This is a genomic window from Streptomyces sp. NPDC030798 (genome assembly GCF_055572275.1).
Genome location: NZ_JBVIDR010000016.1, coordinates 138,572 through 159,517 on the forward strand (window position 1 = coordinate 138,572; position 20,946 = coordinate 159,517).

The window sequence follows — 20,946 nt, forward strand, 5'->3', positions numbered from 1 at the left end:
AGGTCCGTCATGCGTGGCATCGTCGTCGCCGGGACCCTCGTCCTGGTGCTTCTCGGATTCGGAAACCACACCTGGTGGCTCGCAGCCGGTGCGCTGTTGTACCTGTACATGACCTATGGCCGGGGCTCGCCCGGCCCACCGCCCGCCGGCGGCCCGGGCGCGCTGCCCGAGTCGTACCGGGCGTACCGCGAGCGCCGGGACCGGCAGGCCAAGTGGGAGCGCCGGTACCGGCGGGAGCGGCCCTTCGAGGCCCGGCGGCAGGCCCGGGAGAAGAGCAAGTAGCAGGGCGGGGCGCTTTCCGGATCACAGGCCGGGGGCGCCCCACACCGGGAACCAGCGGCCCAGGTCCTGCTCGATCCGCAGGTCGTTCGCCAGTGCCGCCTTCACCTGCAGCTCCAGCGCGCTGTCCCGGCGCTCACCGGCGCCGGGCAGCGGGGCGAAGGGGTAGAAGGTGCCGCGTTTGTAGAGGTAGACCAGGGCCAGCCTGCGGCCCCGGTCGTCGGTGAACGCGGCCAGGGAGCACAGGAGCTGGGGGCCGAAGCCGTTGATCTCCATGGAGCTGTTGACCGCGTGTAGGTCGTTGACCAGCTGGGGCAGCTGGTCCGGGGTGCGCCGGGAGACCAGCCAGGAGTAGCCGTAGTCGTCCTGCCGGAGCTCCACCGCCGGGCTTGCCCCGCCTTCGGCTTCGCTCCCGGCTCCGCTCGAGCGGGGGGACCTCCAGCGGTCGGCGTCCGCTTCGAGGAGTGCCCGGACCTCCCGGTGCGTCTGCTCGAACGCCGCGCCCTCGACCGTCGCGAAGCACACCGCGCCGGTCCCGCTCGGCGTGAACCCGGCCGCCACCTGGAGGGTCACGGCGGCCGAGGGCAGCGCGAAGAGCTGGTCCAGATCGGGCGCGACGGGCTTCGTACGGCCGAGCAGGATGTCCAGCAGCCCCATCCTCAGCCCGCCTTCCCGGGCGTGGCCGCCTCGCCCAGCTCCGCCGAGATCCGGCCGAGCTGCGTGAGCCGCTGCTCCAGGGGCGGGTGGGTGGAGAAGAACCGCTCGATGCCGGGCTCCTTGCCGGTCGCCGGGGTGAAGTAGAAGGCGTTGAAGGCCTGGGCCGTGCGCAGGTCCTTGGTCGGGATCCGGGCGATGTCACCGGAGACCTTGGTGAGCGCGGAGGCCAGCGCCGAGGGCCGGCCGGTGAGCAGCGCGGCGGCCCGGTCCGCGGCCAGCTCCCGGTACCGGGACAGCGCCCGGATCAGCAGGAAGCTGATCGCGTACACGGCCGCGGAGACGCCCATCACGGCGGCGAAGACGGCCGCGGTGTTCTGGTCGCGGCGGCCCCCGCCGAAGAGCTGCGAGTAGAACGCGAACCGTACGATCAGCCCCGCGATCACGCCGAGGAACGACGCGATCGTGATCACGGCGACGTCCTTGTGCGCCACGTGCGACAGCTCGTGCGCGAGTACGCCCTCGAGCTCGGCGGGGTCCAGCCGCCGCAGCAGGCCCGTGGTCACACAGATCACGGCATGGTCGGGATTGCGCCCGGTCGCGAACGCGTTCGGCATGTCCATGGTGGACACGGCGACCACCGGCTTCGGCATGTCGGCGATCGCGCACAGCCGGTCCACCACCGCGTGCAGCTCGGGATACTCCTCGCGCTCCACGACCCGCCCGTGCATGGCGAACATCGCGATCCGGTCGGAGAACCAGAACTGCGCCACGAACATCGCCCCGACCAGGACGACGACCAGCAACCAGGACTTGAGCAGCACGATCAACGCGGCCACGAAGCCGACGTACAGCAGACCGAGCAGGAACATCGTGACCGTCATCCGCACGGTCAGCCGCCGATCGCTCCGGAAGCGGCTCTGCATCTTGCATCACCCCGCAGTCAGGCACTCGTCCCGCTGTCCAGTGTGCACCCCCCGCACCCCATGGGGAGGCCGCCCGCAGCCCTGGGCCCAGCAAAGGCTTTCGCGCACCGCGGGGCCCCTCATCCCAGAAGCGAGCTGGCCCGAGCCAGCAGCTCCACGATCTCCGGCTCGCCCGGGCCGATCGGCCTCTGCCGCAGCCGCCGCCGCACGACGGCCTCGGCCCGCACCCGCATCCGGTCGTCCGGGTCGCCGAGCAGTGCGACGCTCGCCCGCAGCCGGGCCGGCTCACCCTGCGCGTCCAGCAGCCGGTACGCCGACACCCGTACCCACCGCGGCCGGCCGCCCTCCAGTCGCCTCGCCAGCCACGCCTCCGGCAGCAGTCCCGCCGACGGCAGCAGCGCCAGGGTGGCCTCGCCGACGACCCCGGGCGCCGGATCGTCCAGCAGCCGGCGCATCCGCTCGACGTCCGTCACGTCCAGCGTCCGCAGCCCGGCCACCGCCTTGGCCCGCACGCCCGCCACGGGATGGTCCAGCAGCGGCCACAACAGCTCGGCGTCCGCCCGCGCCCCGCATTCCGCCAGCCCGATGACGGCGCCAGGAGCCAAGTCCGGGTCGTCCTGGCCGGCGCACCGCTCCCGGTACCAGGGCAGCGGATCGGTGCCGTACTGCCGCAGGACGTACCGGGCACAGGCCCGCACCAGCGCCGACCGGTCCGCCAGGAACCCGACGGCCCGCTCCGGCCGCCCGAGCCGCCGCAGCGCGGTCACCCCGGCGGACCGGGCCCGGGGACCGCGAGCGCCGAGCAGCGCCTCCAGGACGTCCTCCGCGTTCTCCTCCGTCACGGCGGCGAGCGCGGCCTCGGCGCACCGGGTCTGTACGACGGCGTCGTCGTCCCCGGCGGCCGCGCGGGCCAGCTCGGCGGCGGTGAGACGCCCCGCCTCGACGGCTAGGCCGTACGCGAACCGGCGTACCGGCCGATCGGGGGAGGAGAAGAGCGCGGCGAGGCGTTCCCCGGGTGCCGACCGCAGCACCTCGCCGACCAGGCCGAGAGCGAAGTCGCCCCGGTGGCGGTCGCCGAGGCGCCGGGCCAGTGGGGCGAGCCGGATGGCCGCCTCCGCGTCCAGGGCCTCGGCGAGCAGCTTCCTGGCCCGCTCGCGTACCGGTTCGGCCCAGTCGGCACACCGGATGACCACCAGCGGCAGCAGTGCCGGGTGCCCGGGTACGTGCCCGAGCGCCCAGTGGCGGATGCGGCCGTCGCGATGGCACAGGGCGAGCGCGAGCTGTGACTCGGTGAGCGGGTCGTCGCCGCGCAGGACGGCGGTCAGGGAACGCCTGCGGCCGCGCAGGCGCGCGGTCAGCGTGCGTCCGCCGGCCGTTTCGTCCCAGGCGGGGCCGGTGCACGACGGCACGAACCAGGGGTCGGCCCGTACCCCCTCGTCCAGTGCCGGCCAGGCCGCCGGGTCGCCGGTGGCGAGTACGTCCGGCAGCGCGGCGCCCTCGGCGAGTCGGCGCGCGGCCAGGATTCCCTCCTGCAGGTCTCCCACGTCCCGTTGCCGTCAGTACGGCGAGCGCATCTGGGCGTAACCGAGCAGGACTATCACCGCGGCCACGCAGCCGAGGACCACGACGGTGGAGACCCAGGACGAGCGGCGGGGGGTCGCGGGGCCGGGGTCGGCGCGGAAGGGGGCCGGGTCCGGCGGGTTCTCCCTCCAGCGGGCGGCGAGCATCCGGGCCCGTGCGGAGGGTTCCTTGTGCTCGGCGGAGTTCGCCCATCTGTGATCGAACTCGCGCTGCCAGTCGTCCTGTTCAGTCATCCCCGTTCAACCTCTCTCGTCGGACAGAGCCAGGAGGATGATCCCCCGAGAATAGGAAGCCTGGGAAGGGCAAAAGGTTGCCCAGGATGCTGCCTGGCCGCCGGGCGGCTAGCATCTGAAGGTGAGAGCCGCACCGAGGGGTGCCCAGACCGACCGCCCCTGCATCTCGTACTCGTGCGGCACACCCTACGACCGCGCCCGACTCGTCACTCCGAGTGTCGCGGGCCATCCGTCTCGTGCCCCCAAGCCGCACGAGGGATGGAAGGAAGGTGGATCCATGAAAGCACATCGCGCGAGGCGTCTCGCCGCACTCTCCGCCGTCGGCGTGCTGATGGCCGGCGGAGCCGCGATCGGCACGGCAGGGACCGCGTCGGCAGCCACCCCGAGCCAGGTCACGACCAACCGTGGCTGCTTCTTCAACAACTGGGGGAACAACTGCTTCGACCGCAACGACTTCTTCCACAACAACTTCGGCACCATCCCTGTTGTCGTGGTCGTGGTGGCGTGACAGCGGTCAGAAGGGCCAGAGCATTCCCGTCGCAGGAGCCGTAGGACAGGAGCCGTAGGACGGGCGCGGGCCGCCACCGGAGCGATCCGGTGGCGGCCCTCAGCACGTCAGCGCAGGCGCGCGTACGACGGCGTCGATCACACGTCGAAGTACAGCTCGAACTCGTGCGGGTGCGGACGCAGCTGCAGCGGGGCGATCTCGTTGGTGCGCTTGAAGTCGATCCACGTCTCGATCAGGTCGGACGTGAAGACGTCGCCCTGGAGGAGGAACTCGTGGTCGGCCTCGAGCGCGTCGAGAACGGCGTTCAGCGAGGTCGGGACCTGGGCCACGTTGGCGTGCTCCTCGGGAGCCAGCTCGTAGAGGTCCTTGTCGATCGGCTCGGCCGGCTCGATCTTGTTCTTGATGCCGTCCAGACCCGCGAGCAGCAGGGCCGAGAAGGCCAGGTACGGGTTGCCGGAGGAGTCGGGCGCGCGGAACTCGACGCGCTTGGCCTTCGGGTTGGAGCCCGTGATCGGGATACGCATGGCCGCGGAGCGGTTGCGCTGCGAGTACACCAGGTTGATCGGCGCCTCGAAGCCCGGCACCAGACGGTGGTACGAGTTCACCGTCGGGTTGGTGAAGGCCAGCAGCGACGGGGCGTGCCTGAGGATGCCGCCGATGTAGTAGCGGGCGGTGTCCGACAGGCCCGCGTAGCCGGCCTCGTCGTAGAACAGCGGGTCGCCGTTGCTCCACAGCGACTGGTGCACGTGCATGCCCGAGCCGTTGTCACCGAAGATCGGCTTCGGCATGAAGGTCGCGGTCTTGCCGTTGCGCCAGGCCACGTTCTTCACGATGTACTTGAAGAGCTGGAGGTCGTCGGCGGCGGCGAGCAGCGTGTTGAACTTGTAGTTGATCTCGGCCTGGCCCGCGGTGCCGACCTCGTGGTGCTGGCGCTCGACCTTCAGGCCGGACTTCTCCAGCTCCAGGGAGATCTCGGCGCGCAGGTCGGCGAAATGGTCGACCGGCGCCACCGGGAAGTAGCCGCCCTTGTAGCGGACCTTGTAACCACGGTTGTTCTCCAGGGCGCCGGTGTTCCAGGCACCCGCCTCGGAGTCGATGTGGTAGAAGGACTCGTTCGAGCTGGTCGCGAAGCGCACGCTGTCGAAGACGTAGAACTCGGCCTCGGGACCGAAGTAGGCGGTGTCCGCGATACCGGTGGAGGCGAGGTACGCCTCGGCCTTCTTCGCCACGTTGCGCGGGTCGCGGGAGTACTGCTCGCCCGTGATCGGGTCGTGGATGAAGAAGTTGATGTTGAGGGTCTTGTCGCGGCGGAACGGGTCCACGCGGGCCGTCGACAGGTCGGCGCGCAGGGCCATGTCGGACTCGTGAATGGCCTGGAAGCCGCGGATCGACGAACCGTCGAAGGCGAGCTCCTCGTCCGGGTCGAACGCCTCAACGGGCACCGTGAAGTGCTGCATGACGCCCGGCAGGTCGCAGAAGCGGACGTCGACGAACTTGACGTCCTCGTCCGCGATGAACTTCTTGGCCTCGTCGGCGTTCTGGAACATCCAGCTCCTCCTACTCCCGACCGTGCCGCCGGGGTGGTAGATCGTTCGTGCGGCCAGTGCGGTGGCACACGCTGCCCTCGACCCTAGGGACGGGTGATTTCTCGGGCGTGACCCATTTGTTTCGCAGAAGTTAACCGGTCACGGTTCCACCGTAGCCCCGCCCACCCCTCGGCGCCCTGCCCGATTTCGGGCGCAGTACCGTTGACCCGTGGACAACAGGCAAGCAATGGGATCGTGGCTGTCCGGGCCGCGCGCGGCCATGGAAGAAGCCGGTGCCGACTTCGGATACAGGGGCGAGCAGCTCGGTCTGCCGCAGGAGGGGCCGAACTCGATCGCCCGGCCCGGCAGGCGGCTCGGGGCGCTGGCCCTGGACTGGGCTCTGTGCGTGCTGATCGCATACGGCCTGATCACCGACGGCTACAGCCCCGCCACCAGCAACTGGGCGCTGCTCATCTTCTTCGTGCTGAGCGCCCTCACGGTCGGCACGGTCGGCTTCACCCCGGGCAAGCGCCTCTTCGGCATCCGGGTCGTGGCCCTGGAGACCGGCACGGTCAGCCCGATGCGCTCCCTGCTGCGCACGGTCCTGCTGTGCCTGGCGATTCCGGCGCTGATCTGGGACCGGGACGGCCGGGGACTGCACGACCGGCTGGCGCGGACCGTCGAGGTCCGGATCTAGGGGCGCTCGTCGCTCGTACCGCCGGCGGTACGAGCGCGCGCCTCCACGACGAAGGGGGCGCCCGGAGTGATCCGGGCGCCCCCTTCGTCGTGGACGGGCGGGGTCAGCGGCCGCGCGGGCCGCCCTTGGGCAGCTTCATGCCCTTCGGCATCGGCCCCTTCGGCAGCGGCATGTTGCTCATCAGGTCGCCCAGCGCGCGCAGCCGGTCGTTGGTGGCGGTGACCTGCGGGCCGGTCAGCACCCGGGGGTACTTCAGCAGGGTCGTGCGCAGCTTCTTCAGCTCGACCTGGCCCTCGCCGTTGCCCACGATCACGTCGTGCACCGGCACGTCCGCCACGATGCGGTTCATCTTCTTCTTCTCGGCGGCCAGCAGGCTCTTCACCCGGTTCGGGTTGCCCTCGGCGACCAGCACGATGCCGGCCTTGCCGACCGCCCGGTGCACCACGTCCTGGCTGCGGTTCATCGCCACCGCCGGGGTCGTCGTCCAGCCCCGGCCGACGTTGTCCAGCACGGCCGCGGCGGCGCCCGGCTGGCCCTCCATCTGACCGAAGGCGGCCCGCTCGGCCCGGCGGCCGAAAACGATCGCCGTCGCGAGGAAGCCCAGGAACAGGCCCAGGATGCCCAGATAGATCGGGTGGCCGATCAGAAAGCCGATCGCGAGGAAGACACCGAGGGTGCCGATGCCGACGGCCGCGAGTACAAGACCGATCTTCTTGTCGGCCTTGCGGGTCATCTTGTACGTGAGGGCGATCTGCTTCAGTCGCCCTGCGTTCGCGGCGTCCGCCGCGGTTTCCTTCCTCGCCATGCCACGAAGTCTACGTGGCCCCCGGGAGTGACGACGACGGCAGTGCCCGCGGGAGGAGGTTCAGGGGTTCCGGGAGCGCACGGGGCTCAGGAACGGGCGGCGGCCTGCTCGAGGACGCGCTGCGCCTCGACGCGGTCCTTGGCGCGGCGGCGGTCCTCCAGCACGGAGGTCCAGGCGTTGCGGCGGGCGGTGCGCTGGCCGCTGCTCATCAGCAGGGACTCGACGGCGCGGAGCGCGTCGGTGAAGGACGGAATGGCGGTGGCGCGTACGGGCGCGGCCTGCATGATCGAGGTCCCCCCTCGGATCGGGTGTACGGGGCGTGATACCAGAGTCACTGTTTGGTGTTACCAGGGCGTGACCGACCGGTCAAACGCCCATGAACCCTTGATACGCCGTCCGAAACGCCGACGCGGCCCCGATGTCCGCCCTGATCAGCGAGGACGGCAGGGACCGCGTCGACTCGGCCATTACTGGCCAGTAAGCGCTTGTGCGCGAATTCACACAGCCTGGGTGGCGGCGAAGGAGCCGCGCTTCTCCACGGCCATCCGGTAGAGCCGCCCCGCGCGGTACGAGGAGCGCACCAGCGGGCCGGACATCACACCGGAGAAGCCGATCTGCTCGGCCTCCTCCTTCAGCTCCACGAACTCCTGGGGCTTCACCCAGCGCTCGACGGGGTGGTGGCGCACGGAGGGGCGCAGGTACTGCGTGATCGTGACCAGTTCGCAGCCTGCCTCGTGCAGCTGCTTGAGCGCGTCGCTGACCTCCTCGCGGGTCTCGCCCATGCCGAGGATGAGGTTCGACTTGGTGACCAGGCCGTAGTCACGGGCGGCCGTGATGACCTTCAGCGAGCGGTCGTAGCGGAAGCCGGGGCGGATGCGCTTGAAGATCCGGGGCACGGTCTCGACGTTGTGCGCGAAGACCTCGGGGCGCGAGGAGAAGACCTCGGCCAGCTGCTCCGGGATCGCGTTGAAGTCGGGGGCGAGCAGCTCGACCTTGGTGCGGCCCGCCTCGCGGCCGGCGGTCTGCGCGTGGATCTGGCGCACCGTCTCGGCGTACAGCCAGGCGCCGCCGTCCTCCAGGTCGTCGCGGGCGACGCCGGTGATCGTGGCGTAGTTGAGGTCCATCGTGACCACGGACTCGCCGACGCGGCGCGGCTCGTCGCGGTCCAGCGCCTCGGGTTTGCCCGTGTCGATCTGGCAGAAGTCGCAGCGCCGGGTGCACTGGTCGCCGCCGATGAGGAAGGTCGCCTCGCGGTCCTCCCAGCACTCGTAGATGTTGGGGCAGCCGGCTTCCTGGCAGACCGTGTGCAGGCCCTCGCTCTTCACGAGGTTCTGCATCTTCGTGTACTCGGGGCCCATTTTCGCCCGGGTCTTGATCCACTCGGGCTTGCGCTCGATGGGGGTCTGGCTGTTGCGGACCTCCAGGCGCAGCATCTTGCGTCCGTCGGGTGAGACTGCGGACACGACCGGCTCCCTGTGACTTCGATTCCTCGGCGTACCCAGCGTACGCCCGTGCTTGTGGCGCCCTGCCGGTGAGGCCAACCTCGCGGTCGCAGGGCGCATTCCCTTGGTCAGGTGACGGTGGTCAGGCGGTCGCCTTCTCGATCACCCGCGGCTTCAGGTCCGCGTTCTCCAGCACGTCCCGCAGATGCCGCTCGGCGACCGGCAGCACCTCGTCGATGGTGACGTCCCGGCCCAGCTCGCCCGCCAGCGAGGCGACGCCCGCGTCCCGGATGCCGCACGGGATGATCCGGTCGAACCACTTCATGTCCGGGTTCACGTTGAACGAGAAGCCGTGCATGGTGACGCCCTTGGCCACCCGGATGCCGATCTGGGCGATCTTGCGGTCCTCGCGCCGCTGGCCCGCGTTGGAGGGGGCGTACTCCGGGCCGTTGAGGCGGGGGTCGAACTCCTCGTCCTGCAGCCGCGGGTCGAAGTCCAGGGACAGCCCGCCGAGCGCCGGCCGCTGCTCGACAGGGTCGCCGAGCACCCACACCCCGCTGCGGCCCTCGACCCGGGTGGTCTCCAGGCCGAACTCCGCGCAGGTGCGGATCAGCGCCTCCTCCAGGCGCCGCACGTGCGCGACCACGTCCACCGGGCGCGGGAGCTTCTGGATCGGGTAGCCCACCAGCTGGCCGGGGCCGTGCCAGGTGATCTTGCCGCCGCGGTCGACGTCGATGACCGGGGTGCCGTCCAGCGGGCGCTCGCTGTCCTCGGTGCGCCGGCCCGCCGTGTACACCGGGGGGTGCTCCAGGAGCAGCACGGTGTCGGGGACCTCGTCGGCGAACCGGGCCGCGTGGACCCGGCGCTGCTCGTCCCACGCCTCCTGGTAATCGACGGCATCCGCACCGAACCCCATGCGGACGAACCGCAACTCACTCACGGCAAGCGCCTCCCTCAGCGAACCGGTGTCAGGCCTGTAACGGGCCCACGCCACTGTACGTCCGAACGGCCTACGTCAGCCCTGCGGGCAATCCTCACACGATCGGATGAATGCATGGCGAAAGGTGCGATCGCCTGCTCACTCTCCGCTACATTCGCGCCGTTCGTGAGGCCAAAAGGGCAGCTCACAGGCAATACCGGCACTTCAGATGACCGGAAGGCAGGAGACCGCACCGCAGATGACGGACCGACCCGCGCAGCGCACCCCCAACCGCCAGCTCGCCGCGCTCATCGCAGAAGCGGGGTTCTCCAACGCGGGACTGGCCCGTCGCGTCGACCAGCTCGGTCTGGAACACGGGCTGGACCTCAGATACGACAAGACCTCGGTCACCCGCTGGCTGCGCGGGCAGCAGCCCCGGGGCACGACGCCCGCCCTCATCGCCGAGGTGTTCACGCGCCGGCTCGGGCGCAGGCTGACCGCGCAGGACCTCGGCCTGGAGGCGTGTGCTCCGGTGTACGCCGGGCTGGAGTTCGCGGCCACCCCGGAGGAGGCCGTCGACATCGTCAGCGGGCTGTGGCGCAAGGACTCCGGCAGCCACGCCGAGCTGCGCAAGATCGCCTTCACTCCGGCGGGGCTCGTGGTGCCGAGCCGGGACTGGCTGATCGGCAAGGCCGACGACCGGGTGGCCCGCGAGCGCCCGCCCCGGGTGCCCGCGCAGGTCCGCGCGGGCACCGCCAAGGAGCGGCTGGAGGCCGTCCCCGCGCCGTCCCGCCCGCGCGGTGGTTCCGAGCGCGTGCCCGGGCACCGGGTCACCGGCGGGGACATCGCTGCCCTGCGCTCGGTCGGCGAACTGTTCCGCACCCTGGACGACCAGTACGGCGGCGGGCACGCACGCCAGGCCCTCGTGCGGTACCTGGAGCACGAGTGCGAGCCGATGCTGCGCGGCACCTACGACGAGCAGACCGGCCGCCGCCTGTTCGCGGCGGCCGCGGGCCTCACCCGGCTCGCCGGCTGGACGTCGTACGACATCGCCGCGCACGGGCTCGCCCAGCGGTACTTCGTGCAGGCGCTGCGTCTCGCCCAGGCGGCCGCCGACCGGGCGTACGGCTCGTACGTGCTGGTCACGATGAGCCGGCAGGCCGTCTACCTGGGGCACGGCAGGGAGGCCGTGCAGCTCGCCCGCGTCGCCCAGCAGGGGGTCGGCAGCGGGGCGCCGCCGGTGGTGCAGGCGTTGCTGCACGCCGCCGAGGCCCGCGCGCACGGGGTGCTCGGGGAGGTGCGGGCGTGCACCGGGGCGCTGGTGCGGGCCGAGCGCGCCCTGGAGGCGGCCCGGCCCGGGGACGAGGTGCCGTACTGGGCGCGGTTCTTCGACGAGGCGCAGCTCGCCGACGAGTTCGGGCACTGCCACCGGGATCTGCAGCAGTTCCGGGCGGCCGCGCAGCACGCCGAGCGGTCCCTGCAGCTGCGCGCGCCCGCCTTCGCACGCAGCCGTCTGTTCTGCCGGGTCGTCCTCGCCACCGCCCGGCTCGGGCTCGGCGAACTCGACCAGGCGTGCGTGCTGGCCGCGGAGGCCGCCGGGCAGGCCGCCGAGATGCGGTCCGTGCGCGCCGTGGAGTACATCAGGGACTTCGAGCGGCGCCTGGAGCCGTACAAGGACGCGGGGCCCGTGCGGGGCTACCGGGAGAGGGTCGCCGCGCTGGGCTGAGGGGCGCCGAGCGGGGGCGCGGGCGAGCCGGGGCCGGCCCGGGTCCGGCACCGCCGGCCGGCGGTGCCGGGTGACCCTCCGACCCTCGGCTCCTGCGGGGCGGCGGTCATGCCGCCTTCGGCAGTGTCGGGGTCGGGTCCGCGGTGTGCAGGGAGCCCTTCGCGCCCAGGTCGGTGAGGATGGCCGAGGCGGCGCGGTGGGCGGAGTGGAGGGCGCCCTGGACGGTGCTGGTGTCCCGGTGGTCGCCGCAGACGTAGAGGCCGGCCAGCAGGCGTACCGGGCGGCGCAGGTCGTGCGGAGCCCGCATGACGGGGACGGCCTCGGGCGTGTGGTGGACCGCGAGGGTCTCCCAGCGGCGCGTCGAGGTGCCGTAGAGCCGCGCCAGGTGCATGCGCACGGCGGTGTCCACCCCGTCGGGCGGCGTGCCCAGCACCGTCGAGGAGATCAGCACCCGCCCGGCCGGTGCCCGGCTCGGGTCGACGTTGCTGACCACCGCGGTGTGCGCCACCGGCCCCCCGCGGTCCGCGTCCAGCAGCAGCGACGTGCCCGTCGCGAACGCCGCCGCCGGTTCGTCCGTGGTGTGGTGGACCACGGTCACCGGGTGGAAGTCCGGTACCCGCAGCCCCGGCAGCAGCTCGGCCGCCGCCCGCGCGTCGGTCGCCAGCAGCACCGCACGGCAGCGGATCACCCCGTGCTCGGAGGTGGTCACCGAGGTCGTGGACACGGACGTGACCCGCACCCCGGTGCGCACCGTCCCGGGCGGCAGCGCGCCGGCCAGCAGCTCCGGCAGCGCCTCCGCGCCCCCCTCCGGCACGCACAGCCGACCGCTCGCGAAGGAGTGCAGCGCCAGGTCCGCGCACCGGCTGGACGTGGTCAGCTCCGGGTCGCACAGCAGCGCTGCGAGCAGCGGCCGCAGGAAGCCGTCGATCGTCCGGGTCGGCACTCCGCGCGCCGCGAGAGCCCGTGCGGCGGGCAGTTCCGGTCGGGACAGCAGACGCTCGACGGGCGTGGCGGCGATCCGGCCCAGCGCGGTCCCGAGCCGCGCCTGGTCGACCGCGCCGCCCACCGGCGCACCGGTCCGGCCGGGCGACGACGCCGGACCCCTGGGGGCGCTCGCCAGGGCGCGCACCACATGCAGTGCGCCCCGCGCGCTCCCTCCGGCCGCCGGTGCGCCCGCGCGGTGCATGCGGCCGTCCCGGTGCAGCAGCACGCCGGGCGCGAACCGGCGCAGGCCGAGCGCGCCGAGCCCCGGGGTGAGGCGGAGTTCGGGATACGACGTGGACAGCAGTTGTCCGATGCGGTCGAGCCGGAAGCCGTCGACCTTCTCGGTCGACATGCGGCCGCCCGTGTACGGGGCGGCCTCCAGGACTGCGGTGGCGATTCCTGCGCTGGTGAGCCGATGAGCCGCCGAGAGTCCGGCGATCCCGGCTCCCACGATGACGACGTCCACCTGGTACGCGGGCTCAAGCACGAGGCCCCTCCTGTGGTTGCGCGGCCGGTGGAGACGTCATGCCCCCAACAGGCTCCAGGGATACCCGAGTTCGGCTCGAGGGTAGGGCCGTGATCGGTCAGGAACAGTCGCGCATCGACAGGGCACGGTCGCATAGAGGTCGCATACGGTCACAGACGTTCGCCACTCTCCCAGCCGCGCCGCAGCGGCCCACGAAGTCACCCACCGGTCACCGTCTCACCCCGCGGCGCGAATCGCATCCTCGATGCCCGGGAACGCGAACGTGAACCCCGACCGAAGCAGCCGCCGCGGCACCACCCGCTGGCTGCCCAGCACATCACCGGCCATCTCGCCCAGCACCGCCCGCAGCACCGGCGCCGGCACCGCGAACAGCGCCGGCCGGTGCAGCACCCGCCCCATCGCCTCGGTGACCGCGCGGTTCGTCACGGGCTCGGGCGCGGTCAGGTTGAACGGCCCGGACAGTGTGTCGTCGTCGATGAGATGCCGGATCGCGGCGACCTCGTCGTGCAGCGCGATGAACGACCAGTACTGCCGCCCGTCGCCCAGGCGTCCCCCGAGCCCCGCCCGGAACAGCGGGAACAGCCGCCCCCAGGCCCCGCCGCCCTTCCCGACGACCAGCCCCGTGCGCAGGAACACCGTCCGCACGCCCGCCTCCTCGACGGGCGCCGCCGCCTCCTCCCACTCCACGCACAGCGAGGGCAGGAAGCCGTCCCCGGGCGGCGCGTCCTCGTCCACGACCCGGTCGCCGGTGTCGCCGTAGATGCCGATCGCGCTGCCGTTCAGGAACACCCGCGGCGGCGTGTCCAGCGCGGCCACCGCCTCCGCCAGCGCCGCCGTGCCCAGCACCCGGCTGTCCCGCAGCTGCCGCTTGTACTCCGGGGTCCAGCGCCGGTCTCCGATCCCCGCACCGGCGAGGTTCACCACCGCGTCGCAGCCGGCCAGCCCGGCCGCGTCCACCTGCTGCCGCTCCGGGTCCCAGCGGACCTCCCCGGCCCCCCGGGGCGCCCGGCGGACCAGGCGCACCACCTCGTGCCCGTCCGCCGTCAGGGACCGCACCAGGGCGCTGCCGATGAGACCGGACGCGCCGGCCACCGCGATTCTCGACCGTTCCATGATCCCAGCATGCGCTCCTGACCCGCAGGTTCCGCGTAAACGCCGGTGAGGCACCCGATCCGGGGGTCGTAGGGTGAGCCGCATGCCGCAGCCCCTCATACGCACCGCCCGGCCCGAGGACGCCGAGGAGCTGGCGCTCCTGGACCGGGCCACCTGGTCCCCGCTGCACGCGGTCATGCCCGCGCCGACGCCGCCGTACCCGCCCTTCTTCGACGAGCGCCACCTGCCGCAGGACCACCTCGTCGCCGAGGTCGACGGGCGCCTCGCCGGCTACATCCGCGTCGTGGCCGCCACACCGCTCGTCTGCAACGCCCATGTCCGCCAGATCCAGGGCCTGGCCGTGGCCGACGCGGCCCGCGGACGGGGTGTGGGGCGGGCGCTGATCCGGGCCGCGATCGCCCGGGCGCGCGAGCAGGGCGCGCGCCGCATCACCCTGCGGGTGCTCGGGCACAACGCCCCCGCCCGTGCCCTCTACGCGTCCGAGGGGTTCGTGGTCGAGGGCGTGCTGCCCGAGGAGTTCCTGCTCGAGGGCCGGTACGTCGACGACGTCCTCATGGGGCGCTCCCTGTGAGCACGCCGGGTTCCGGGCCCTACGACGTCACCAGATGCCCCGTGTCCACCGGCGCCGTGGCCCTCGCCGCGCGCCCGGCGTCCCCGGACACCTCGTCCGCCGTCAGCACGTACCCCGTCTCCGCGTCGGAGGTGGAGCGGGCGAAGACCACGCCGTACACGCGGCCGTCGGTGGTCAGCAGCGGGCCGCCGGAGTTGCCCGGACGGACGGTGGAGCGGATCGCGTAGATGTCCCGGGTGACCGTGCGGTTGCCGTAGATGTTCTGGCCCCGCGCCTGCACCCGGTTGCCGACCGTCGCCGCCTGCAGGTTCAGGCTGCCGTCCTGCGGGTAGCCCGCGACCACCGCCGCGTCCCCGCGCACCGCGCTCGCGTCGAACCGCAGCACCGGCGCGCGCAGCTCCGGCACGTACAGCACCGCCACGTCCCGGTCCGGGTCGAAGAGCACCACCCGCGCCGGGTACGACCGCCCGACCCCGCCGACCTGCACGCTCGGGTGGTCGATGCCCGCCACGACATGCGCGTTCGTCATCACGTGCCGGGCGGAGAAGACGAAGCCGCTGCCCTCGCGGCCCTCGGTGCCGATGGCGCCCTCGATCTTCACCGTGCTCAGCTTGGCGGCGTTCGTCGCGGCCGGCGTCACGCTGTCGCCGGACGGCCGGGCCACCCGGGCGGTCGACTCGTTCTCGAACGGGTTGAAGACCTGCGGGAAGCCCGCCTCGGTCAGCGCCGACGTGGCCCGGGAGAACCACACCGGAGTGGTCTCCGGCATCGTCTCCTGCACCGCGCCCAGCAGCGCCGAGTTCCGGATCGCCGTCGTCAGCGTCTGCGACGACGACGCGCCCAGCACGCTCGCCGCCACCCACGCCACGATCAGCACCGCCACCGAGTTGGCCGCCGCACCCCCTATCCCGTCGGCCACCCGCAGCGGGCCCCGGCCCTCCCGGTCCAGCTCGCGCCGCAGCCGCAGCGCCAGCCGGCCCGCCAGCTCGTGCCCCACCATGCCCGGCACCAGCACCGTCAGCACCGCCAGAACGGTCGCCTCCGCCGACCCGCGCGTCACCAGACCGGTCACCCAGGGCAGCACCCACACGCCGACGACGGCGCCGCCCACGAACCCGGCCAGCGACACACATCCGGCGACCAGCCCACGCCGGTATCCGGACGCCGCGTAGGCGAGGACCACCAGCACAAGCACCAGGTCGAGCAGGTCCACTGAGCCGCCTTTCTCTCGGACCCCCTTATACGGGCGCAGCGGGCCCGATGATCAGTTCCACACGCGGTCGGGCGGCCACCGGACGGCGAACCGGCCACGTGTGCGTATACCCCCGGAAACGTCCCGGACCAGGACGATGGTTCCACCGGGTGGCACAGCACACATCGCGCGCGCGGCCGGTCGGCCCGACAGTGGGATCATGCGTGTCTTCCGAAGAGCGCGGGGGGCACGGACACAGCGGACCGCGCGCATCCCCGGCGCCGTGCTCCTGCTGCTCGGCTGCCTGCCCGTCGTCACCGCCGTCATGGCCCTCGCGGTGTTCACGCGCGGGCTCGAGCGGCCCGTGCCGGTCCGGCTCACCCACCCGACCGCGCTGCGCCCCCCGGAGGCCCACCAGGCCGCCCGGCCGCGCATCCTGCCCCGCTCCGCCTGGCTGGACCCGGCCACCGCCCGGCGCACCCAGCCGCCGCCGCGCTACGACGACCAGGTCGTGGCCGTCTTCGTCCACCACACCGACTCGCCCAACGACTACGCGTGCAGCGACGCCCCGCGCCTCATCCGCGCCCTGTACAGCGGCCAGACCGGGCTGCAGCGCTGGGACGACATCGGCTACAACTTCCTCGTCGACCGCTGCGGCACCATCTACGAGGGCCGCGCAGGCGGCGTCGACCGGCCCGTCACCGGCGCCCACACCCAGGGCTTCAACCACCGCACCGCCGGCATCGCCGCCCTCGGCAGCTTCCCCGCCGGCGTCCCCGTGCCGCGCGCGATGACCGACGCGATCGCCGCGCTGGCCGCCTGGAAGCTGGGCCTGGCCGGTGTCGACCCGCGCTCGGGCGTGACCCTGGTCTCCAGCAACGGCAACAGCCGCTTCGCGGCGGGCACCCCGACCACGCTTCCGGCCGTGGCGGGTCACAGCGACGCCTACCGGACGAGCTGCCCCGGCGCTGCCCTGGCCGCACAGCTGCCGGCCATCCGGGAAAGAGCGGCCCGGCTCCAGGGCCGACGGGAGTAGCCGACGCAGCAGCCGACGGAAGTGGACGGCGGAAGCAGAACTGCTCATTCCGTAACGCGAGACGGATGCGCAACCACAGGTGAAGTGAATCTTTCGCTCACGTGTACAACCTTTCACCCTCTTCTTACGTCGAACTGGCGAACAAGGCGACGTGGAGCGTCGCCGCTCACCGCCGCCGTACGCAATTCCGGGGGGAATTCTTGTCCATGGCGATCCGTTGGTTGTGCGCCGTGCTGCGCGTGCGCGGAAAGACCGAGCTTCTCCTGGTGTTCCTGTTCGGCGCCGGGTTCCTGGCGCTGCCCGTCCTCGCCCTGGTGCCGCACCTGTGGGGCTTCGCGGCCGCCTCGGCGGTGACCTATCTCGCCGACGAGGCGCTGCACGCCCGCGCCCCCGGCTTCATCCGCCGGCTGGCCACGCTGCAGCTCACCCGCACCATGCGGTTCGCCGTCCGCACGGTGATGGTGCTCGCCCTGGCCGAGCGGATGGACGCGCCCGACGGGGTGCTGGTGGCCGGCCTGGCCGTCTTCAGCGCCCACTTCGCCATGGTCATGCTGTACTCGGCGCTGCACCGTGCCATCAGCCTGCGCCGGGGCCTGCCGGTGGCCGTGCGCAACCTCGACATGAGCGCGGCCGGCATCCCCAAGAGCCCGCCCGGCTACCTCTACCGGCGCTTCCTGCGCAAGCTGCTCCACCTCGACGTGCCCGCCCACGCCGGGCTGCTCGCGGCGCTCGCCACCGGCGCCTGGTACCCGGCGAAGACCGGCTACGCCCTGACGGCCGCGCTGTCCACCGGGGCGGTGCTCGCGCTGCTGCGCCACTACCGCGCCGCCCGCCGCACCCCCGGCCGGGACGAGATCATCGCCGAGGTCAACCGGCAGCTGGCCGGCTACCGCCCCGAGGTGGCGCTGTACTTCAGCTTCGCCGCCGTCTCCCGCGACTTCATGTACCAGGTCAACATGTGGATCGAGACGCTCGAGCAGCTCGACCGGCGCCCGGTGATCATCCTGCGCGAGCGGCCCTCCTTCCGGCACCTCAGCCGCACCCGGCTCCCCGTCGTCTGCGTCCCCAAGGCCGACGACCTGGCCGAACTCGACCTGTCCGGCGTCCGCGTCGTCCTCTACCCGGGCAACGCCGGCAAGAACGTGCACATGCTGCGCGTCGCCGAGGCCAAGCACGTCTTCATCGGCCACGGCGACAGCGACAAGCTCGCCAGCAGCAACCGCGTCAGCAAGGTCTACGACGAGATCTGGGTGGCCGGCCGGGCCGGCCGCGACCGCTACCAGCGGGTGCGCCACGCGATCAGCGACGACGCCATCGTCGAGGTGGGCCGCCCGCAGCTCGCCCCGATCCGCCGGCACGCCGACCACACCCCCGGCCCGCTGCCCGTCGTCCTGTACGCCCCCACCTGGGAGGGCTGGAGCGACGACGACTGCCACACGTCCCTGATCCCGATGGGCGTGCCCCTGATCGAGAGGCTGCTCGCCGAGAACGTGCGCGTGATCTACAAGCCGCACCCCCTCACCGGCAAGCGCTCGGCGGAGGCGGCCGCCGCCGACCGGGCCATCCGGGACCTGCTGCGCGCGGACAACGAGCACCGGCAGGCGGCGGAGGCGGAGGCCGCGGTCGCCGCCTCCCGGCCGCGCCTGCAGGAGATCCAGGCCCGCCTCGACGAACTGTCCGGGCGGGGCGAGGGCGACTACACCCAGCAGACCCGGGACGCCCGCCTTCCCGGCCACGACGACAGCGCCGAGTGGGAGGACCTGCACGCCGAGTGGCACCGGATCTTCTGGGAGACCCGGGGTCCGGTCCGGCACAACGTCATCCTCAAGCGGCTGCCCACCCTCTACGAGTGCTTCAACCAGGCGGACATCCTCATCAGCGACGTCTCCTCCGTGGTCGCCGACTTCGTGGCCAGCCTCAAGCCGTACGTCCTCACCAACGCCCAGAACCTGCCCGACGACGAGTTCCGCGCCGCCTACACCACGGCGGGCGGCGCCTATCTGCTCGACCGCGAATGCACCCGCCTGACGCAGATATTGAGTTCGGTGCGCGAGCCGTTCCACGACCCGATGGCCGCGGACCGGCGGACGCTCAAGGAATATGTGCTGGGACCCGATCACCCCACGTCCATGGAGCGGTTCAACGCGGCGGTCGACGCACTCGCCGACAAGGCGGCCGCGGAAGAGGAGGAACGGCTTTCACAGGGGCGGCACACCACCGTTTTCCCGCAGCAGCGAACCGAATCCGCGAACGTGGTCGGCCAATTCCAGCCGGGATTTTCCTGACCGCGATCATGCCGTCCGGGCTCACAGGTTCCTCGTAGCCGGCTCACCGGGCTTCCCGAGCCGGGCCCCCTAACGTCGGGGGCAGGCACCGACGGAAGGGCGGGGAACCGGGATGAGCACCGAGACGAAGAAGAAGAAGACGGGCGGCTGGGCCGATGCCGTGCGCGGCCCCTGGACGGTCGTGTGCGCCCTCGCCACGGTCGTCCTCGGCCCGGCCGCCGTCACCGCGTCCGCGCTGGACCAGGCCAACAGGGCGCCGCTGCACCACGCGGTGACGGCGGAGCAGACGCAGGCGTACATCCCGGCGGAGCGCACACCGCAGCGGCGCACCACCGCCGCCTGAGGCCCGCCGTCCCGCTCGTGCCCTGCTGCCCTACTCCTTGAAGCGGGCCCAGAGCAGGGGATACCGCGCGGCCAGCGCGGCCTCGTTCTCGAAGTCGACCGGGGTGCCCTCCGGCTCGGCGGGGGCCGGGGCGATGCCCAGGTCGGGGGCCACCGTGCCGGTGAGCTGCTCGTACGCCTCGTCGGCCGCGTAGCCCAGCTCCTCGCCGTCTCCGTCGATCTCCTCGTCGAAGTCCAGGAGGAGGTCGGCCAGGGAGTCAGGGTCGTGCACGGCGCCCTCGTAGACCTCGCGGCCCTGGCCGATCAGCCAGCAGCGGAAGAAGTCGAAGGCGTCGTCGCTCGCGCCGTCCAGCAGCACCCAGGCGGCGCCCCAGAGGTCCCAGGTGTAGGCGCGGTTGTAGCGGGCCTCGAAGTGACGGGCGAAGTCCAGGACCAGCTCCGGGTCCATCGCGAGGAGGCGGTCCACGAGCAGATCGGCCTGCTCCTCCGGGTCGCCGCCGGCGGCCTCGCGGGTGGCGTCGATCAGCTCCCAGAACTCCGTCTCGTCCATCACGGCACCAGCATCGGGCCTGAGCCGGTGGGGCGCACGCGGAGTGCGCCGGAGTACGGCGGATCGTTATCAGGCGTAGCGCGCGGCCAGGCGGGCGGCGTCCGCCGCGAACCGCGTGCGCAGTCCCGCCGGCGCCAGCACCTCGGCCTCCGGGCCGAGCGCCGTGAGCTGGGCGTGCGCGACCTCCTCCGACTCCACCGGCAGCGTCATCGTCACCCAACCCTCGGCATCCGGCTCGCCCGCGCCGTGCAGCGCCTCACGGGCGGCGAGCGGATCGACGGCGTACGGCAGCCTGCGCGCGCCGTCCGGGGACAGCCGTACGACGACATCGGTGCGCAGGATCGACCGGGCGAACCGCTCGGCCTGCTCGGCCCAGTGGCCGGGCAGGTCGAAGTCCGCATCCCGGCAGAAGCGGTCCTCCAGGGCCTCGACCGCCGTGAACCGGTCGATCCGGTACGTCCGGAAGGAGCCGCCCGCCACCCGCGCGCACAGGTACCAGACACCCGCCTTCAGCACGAGCCCGTACGGCGCCAGCGTCCGCTCGACCTCCCCGCCCTCGCGCCGGTACCGGGCGGTGACGCACCGGTCGGCCCACACGGCCTCGGCGATCACCGGCAGCAGTACGGGCGTCTCCGGCTCCCGGAACCAGGCCGGTGCGTCCAGGTGGAACCGCTGGGCGGCGCTGTCGGGGGCGTCCCGCAGGGAGGGCAGCAGCGCGGCGGACACCTTCAGCCGGGCGGCAGCGGCGGCGTCCTGAAGCCCCATCTCCCTGAGCGCCCCCGGCACCCCGCTCAGGAACAGCGCCTCGGCCTCGCTCCTGGCCAGCCCCGTCAGCCGCGTCCGGTACCCGCCGACCAGCCGGTACCCCCCGGCCCGCCCCCGGTCGGCGTACACCGGCACCCCCGCCTCCGACAGCGCCTGCGCGTCCCGCGTCACCGTCCGCTGCGACACCTCCAGCTCCCGCGCCAGCTCGGCAGCGGTCATGGAGGGCCGGGCCTGCAGCAGAAGCACCATCTTGATCAGCCGAGCGGCACGCATGCCTTCATGATGCCGGGGCCCACTGACAACGAAGGGGCACGGCCGGACGCCG

22 protein-coding genes are annotated in these 20,946 nt (G+C 72.6%); 8 read left to right on the forward strand and 14 right to left on the reverse strand.

Translation table 11 applies throughout. From position 1 onward, the window contains the following. Window positions 1-9: 9 nt before the first annotated feature. A complete protein-coding gene (locus ACZ404_RS31125) occupies window positions 10-282 on the forward strand; it encodes a hypothetical protein (protein WP_468445667.1) in 273 nt (90 codons plus the stop codon). 21 nt (window positions 283-303) lie between these two features. On the opposite strand, the gene pspAB is transcribed toward ACZ404_RS31125, so the two are convergent. From pspAB to ACZ404_RS31145, 4 genes are all read right to left on the reverse strand, one after another. After that, a complete protein-coding gene (gene pspAB / locus ACZ404_RS31130; RefSeq protein ID WP_468445669.1) occupies window positions 304-936 on the reverse strand; it encodes a PspA-associated protein PspAB in 633 nt (210 codons plus the stop codon). Between the two features lie 2 nt (window positions 937-938). Next, complete coding sequence (gene htpX / locus ACZ404_RS31135; RefSeq protein ID WP_468445671.1) at window positions 939-1,859, reverse strand: zinc metalloprotease HtpX; 921 nt, start codon at window positions 1,857-1,859, stop codon at window positions 939-941. A 119-nt stretch (window positions 1,860-1,978) separates the two neighbouring features. Further along, the gene (locus ACZ404_RS31140) at window positions 1,979-3,394 is read right to left on the reverse strand and encodes a hypothetical protein (protein WP_468445767.1); all 1,416 of its coding nucleotides are present in this window, start codon (window positions 3,392-3,394) and stop codon (window positions 1,979-1,981) included. 21 nt (window positions 3,395-3,415) lie between these two features. After that, window positions 3,416-3,673, reverse strand: coding sequence for an SCO2583/SCO2584 N-terminal domain-containing protein (locus tag ACZ404_RS31145; RefSeq protein WP_468445673.1), 258 nt, complete (start codon window positions 3,671-3,673; stop codon window positions 3,416-3,418). A gap of 277 nt (window positions 3,674-3,950) precedes the next feature. Between ACZ404_RS31145 and ACZ404_RS31150 the strand changes: the two genes are divergently transcribed. Next, window positions 3,951-4,181 carry a hypothetical protein gene (locus tag ACZ404_RS31150; protein WP_468445675.1) on the forward strand — a complete coding sequence of 77 codons (231 nt, stop codon included), beginning with the start codon at window positions 3,951-3,953 and terminating at the stop codon, window positions 4,179-4,181. A 137-nt stretch (window positions 4,182-4,318) separates the two neighbouring features. On the opposite strand, the gene glnA is transcribed toward ACZ404_RS31150, so the two are convergent. After that, complete coding sequence (gene glnA, locus ACZ404_RS31155) at window positions 4,319-5,728, reverse strand: type I glutamate--ammonia ligase (RefSeq protein WP_468445677.1); 1,410 nt, start codon at window positions 5,726-5,728, stop codon at window positions 4,319-4,321. 208 nt (window positions 5,729-5,936) lie between these two features. Here glnA and ACZ404_RS31160 point away from each other — a divergent pair, with 208 nt between their 5' ends. Further along, window positions 5,937-6,404, forward strand: a complete 468-nt coding sequence (locus ACZ404_RS31160) for an RDD family protein (RefSeq protein WP_468445679.1) — start codon at window positions 5,937-5,939, stop codon at window positions 6,402-6,404. Window positions 6,405-6,507: 103 nt separating this feature from the next. Here ACZ404_RS31160 and ACZ404_RS31165 read toward each other — a convergent pair whose 3' ends face one another. The 4 genes from ACZ404_RS31165 to lipB all read right to left on the reverse strand — a co-directional run bounded on the left by ACZ404_RS31165 (window position 6,508) and on the right by lipB (window position 9,591). After that, window positions 6,508-7,209: a DUF4191 domain-containing protein gene (locus ACZ404_RS31165; protein ID WP_468445681.1), complete on the reverse strand. Its 702-nt coding sequence runs from the start codon at window positions 7,207-7,209 to the stop codon at window positions 6,508-6,510. 86 nt (window positions 7,210-7,295) lie between these two features. Then, window positions 7,296-7,493 (reverse strand): SCO2195 family GlnR-regulated protein, encoded by a 198-nt coding sequence (locus ACZ404_RS31170; protein WP_468445683.1) that lies wholly within the window; start codon window positions 7,491-7,493, stop codon window positions 7,296-7,298. A gap of 213 nt (window positions 7,494-7,706) precedes the next feature. Further along, on the reverse strand, window positions 7,707-8,672 hold the full coding sequence (gene lipA, locus ACZ404_RS31175) for a lipoyl synthase (RefSeq protein ID WP_468445685.1): 966 nt from the start codon (window positions 8,670-8,672) through the stop codon (window positions 7,707-7,709). Window positions 8,673-8,793: 121 nt separating this feature from the next. After that, entirely contained in the window at window positions 8,794-9,591 is a 798-nt protein-coding gene (gene lipB, locus ACZ404_RS31180; RefSeq protein WP_468445687.1) for a lipoyl(octanoyl) transferase LipB, read from the reverse strand. Window positions 9,592-9,829: 238 nt separating this feature from the next. Here lipB and ACZ404_RS31185 point away from each other — a divergent pair, with 238 nt between their 5' ends. After that, complete coding sequence (locus ACZ404_RS31185; RefSeq protein WP_468445689.1) at window positions 9,830-11,296, forward strand: regulator; 1,467 nt, start codon at window positions 9,830-9,832, stop codon at window positions 11,294-11,296. 106 nt (window positions 11,297-11,402) lie between these two features. Here ACZ404_RS31185 and ACZ404_RS31190 read toward each other — a convergent pair whose 3' ends face one another. Both ACZ404_RS31190 and ACZ404_RS31195 read right to left on the reverse strand, forming a co-directional pair. After that, complete coding sequence (locus ACZ404_RS31190; RefSeq protein WP_468445691.1) at window positions 11,403-12,767, reverse strand: NAD(P)/FAD-dependent oxidoreductase; 1,365 nt, start codon at window positions 12,765-12,767, stop codon at window positions 11,403-11,405. A 216-nt stretch (window positions 12,768-12,983) separates the two neighbouring features. Then, window positions 12,984-13,880, reverse strand: coding sequence for a TIGR01777 family oxidoreductase (locus ACZ404_RS31195; protein ID WP_468445693.1), 897 nt, complete (start codon window positions 13,878-13,880; stop codon window positions 12,984-12,986). 82 nt (window positions 13,881-13,962) lie between these two features. Between ACZ404_RS31195 and ACZ404_RS31200 the strand changes: the two genes are divergently transcribed. Then, the gene (locus ACZ404_RS31200) at window positions 13,963-14,451 is read left to right on the forward strand and encodes a GNAT family N-acetyltransferase (RefSeq protein ID WP_468445695.1); all 489 of its coding nucleotides are present in this window, start codon (window positions 13,963-13,965) and stop codon (window positions 14,449-14,451) included. 19 nt (window positions 14,452-14,470) lie between these two features. On the opposite strand, the gene ACZ404_RS31205 is transcribed toward ACZ404_RS31200, so the two are convergent. Further along, a complete protein-coding gene (locus tag ACZ404_RS31205) occupies window positions 14,471-15,664 on the reverse strand; it encodes a MarP family serine protease (protein WP_468445697.1) in 1,194 nt (397 codons plus the stop codon). A 199-nt stretch (window positions 15,665-15,863) separates the two neighbouring features. On the opposite strand from ACZ404_RS31205, the gene ACZ404_RS31210 reads away from it, so the two are divergent. The 3 genes from ACZ404_RS31210 (at window position 15,864) to ACZ404_RS31220 (ending at window position 19,307) form a co-directional block, all read left to right on the forward strand. Continuing rightward, window positions 15,864-16,679 (forward strand): peptidoglycan recognition protein family protein, encoded by an 816-nt coding sequence (locus ACZ404_RS31210; RefSeq protein ID WP_468445699.1) that lies wholly within the window; start codon window positions 15,864-15,866, stop codon window positions 16,677-16,679. Between the two features lie 206 nt (window positions 16,680-16,885). Next, a complete protein-coding gene (locus ACZ404_RS31215) occupies window positions 16,886-18,964 on the forward strand; it encodes a hypothetical protein (RefSeq protein ID WP_468445701.1) in 2,079 nt (692 codons plus the stop codon). Between the two features lie 112 nt (window positions 18,965-19,076). Beyond that, window positions 19,077-19,307: a hypothetical protein gene (locus tag ACZ404_RS31220; RefSeq protein WP_468445703.1), complete on the forward strand. Its 231-nt coding sequence runs from the start codon at window positions 19,077-19,079 to the stop codon at window positions 19,305-19,307. A 30-nt stretch (window positions 19,308-19,337) separates the two neighbouring features. Here ACZ404_RS31220 and ACZ404_RS31225 read toward each other — a convergent pair whose 3' ends face one another. Both ACZ404_RS31225 and ACZ404_RS31230 read right to left on the reverse strand, forming a co-directional pair. Next, window positions 19,338-19,856 (reverse strand): DUF4240 domain-containing protein, encoded by a 519-nt coding sequence (locus tag ACZ404_RS31225; RefSeq protein ID WP_468445769.1) that lies wholly within the window; start codon window positions 19,854-19,856, stop codon window positions 19,338-19,340. Between the two features lie 69 nt (window positions 19,857-19,925). Further along, window positions 19,926-20,894, reverse strand: coding sequence for a helix-turn-helix transcriptional regulator (locus ACZ404_RS31230; RefSeq protein ID WP_468445705.1), 969 nt, complete (start codon window positions 20,892-20,894; stop codon window positions 19,926-19,928). Window positions 20,895-20,946 lie beyond the last annotated feature (52 nt).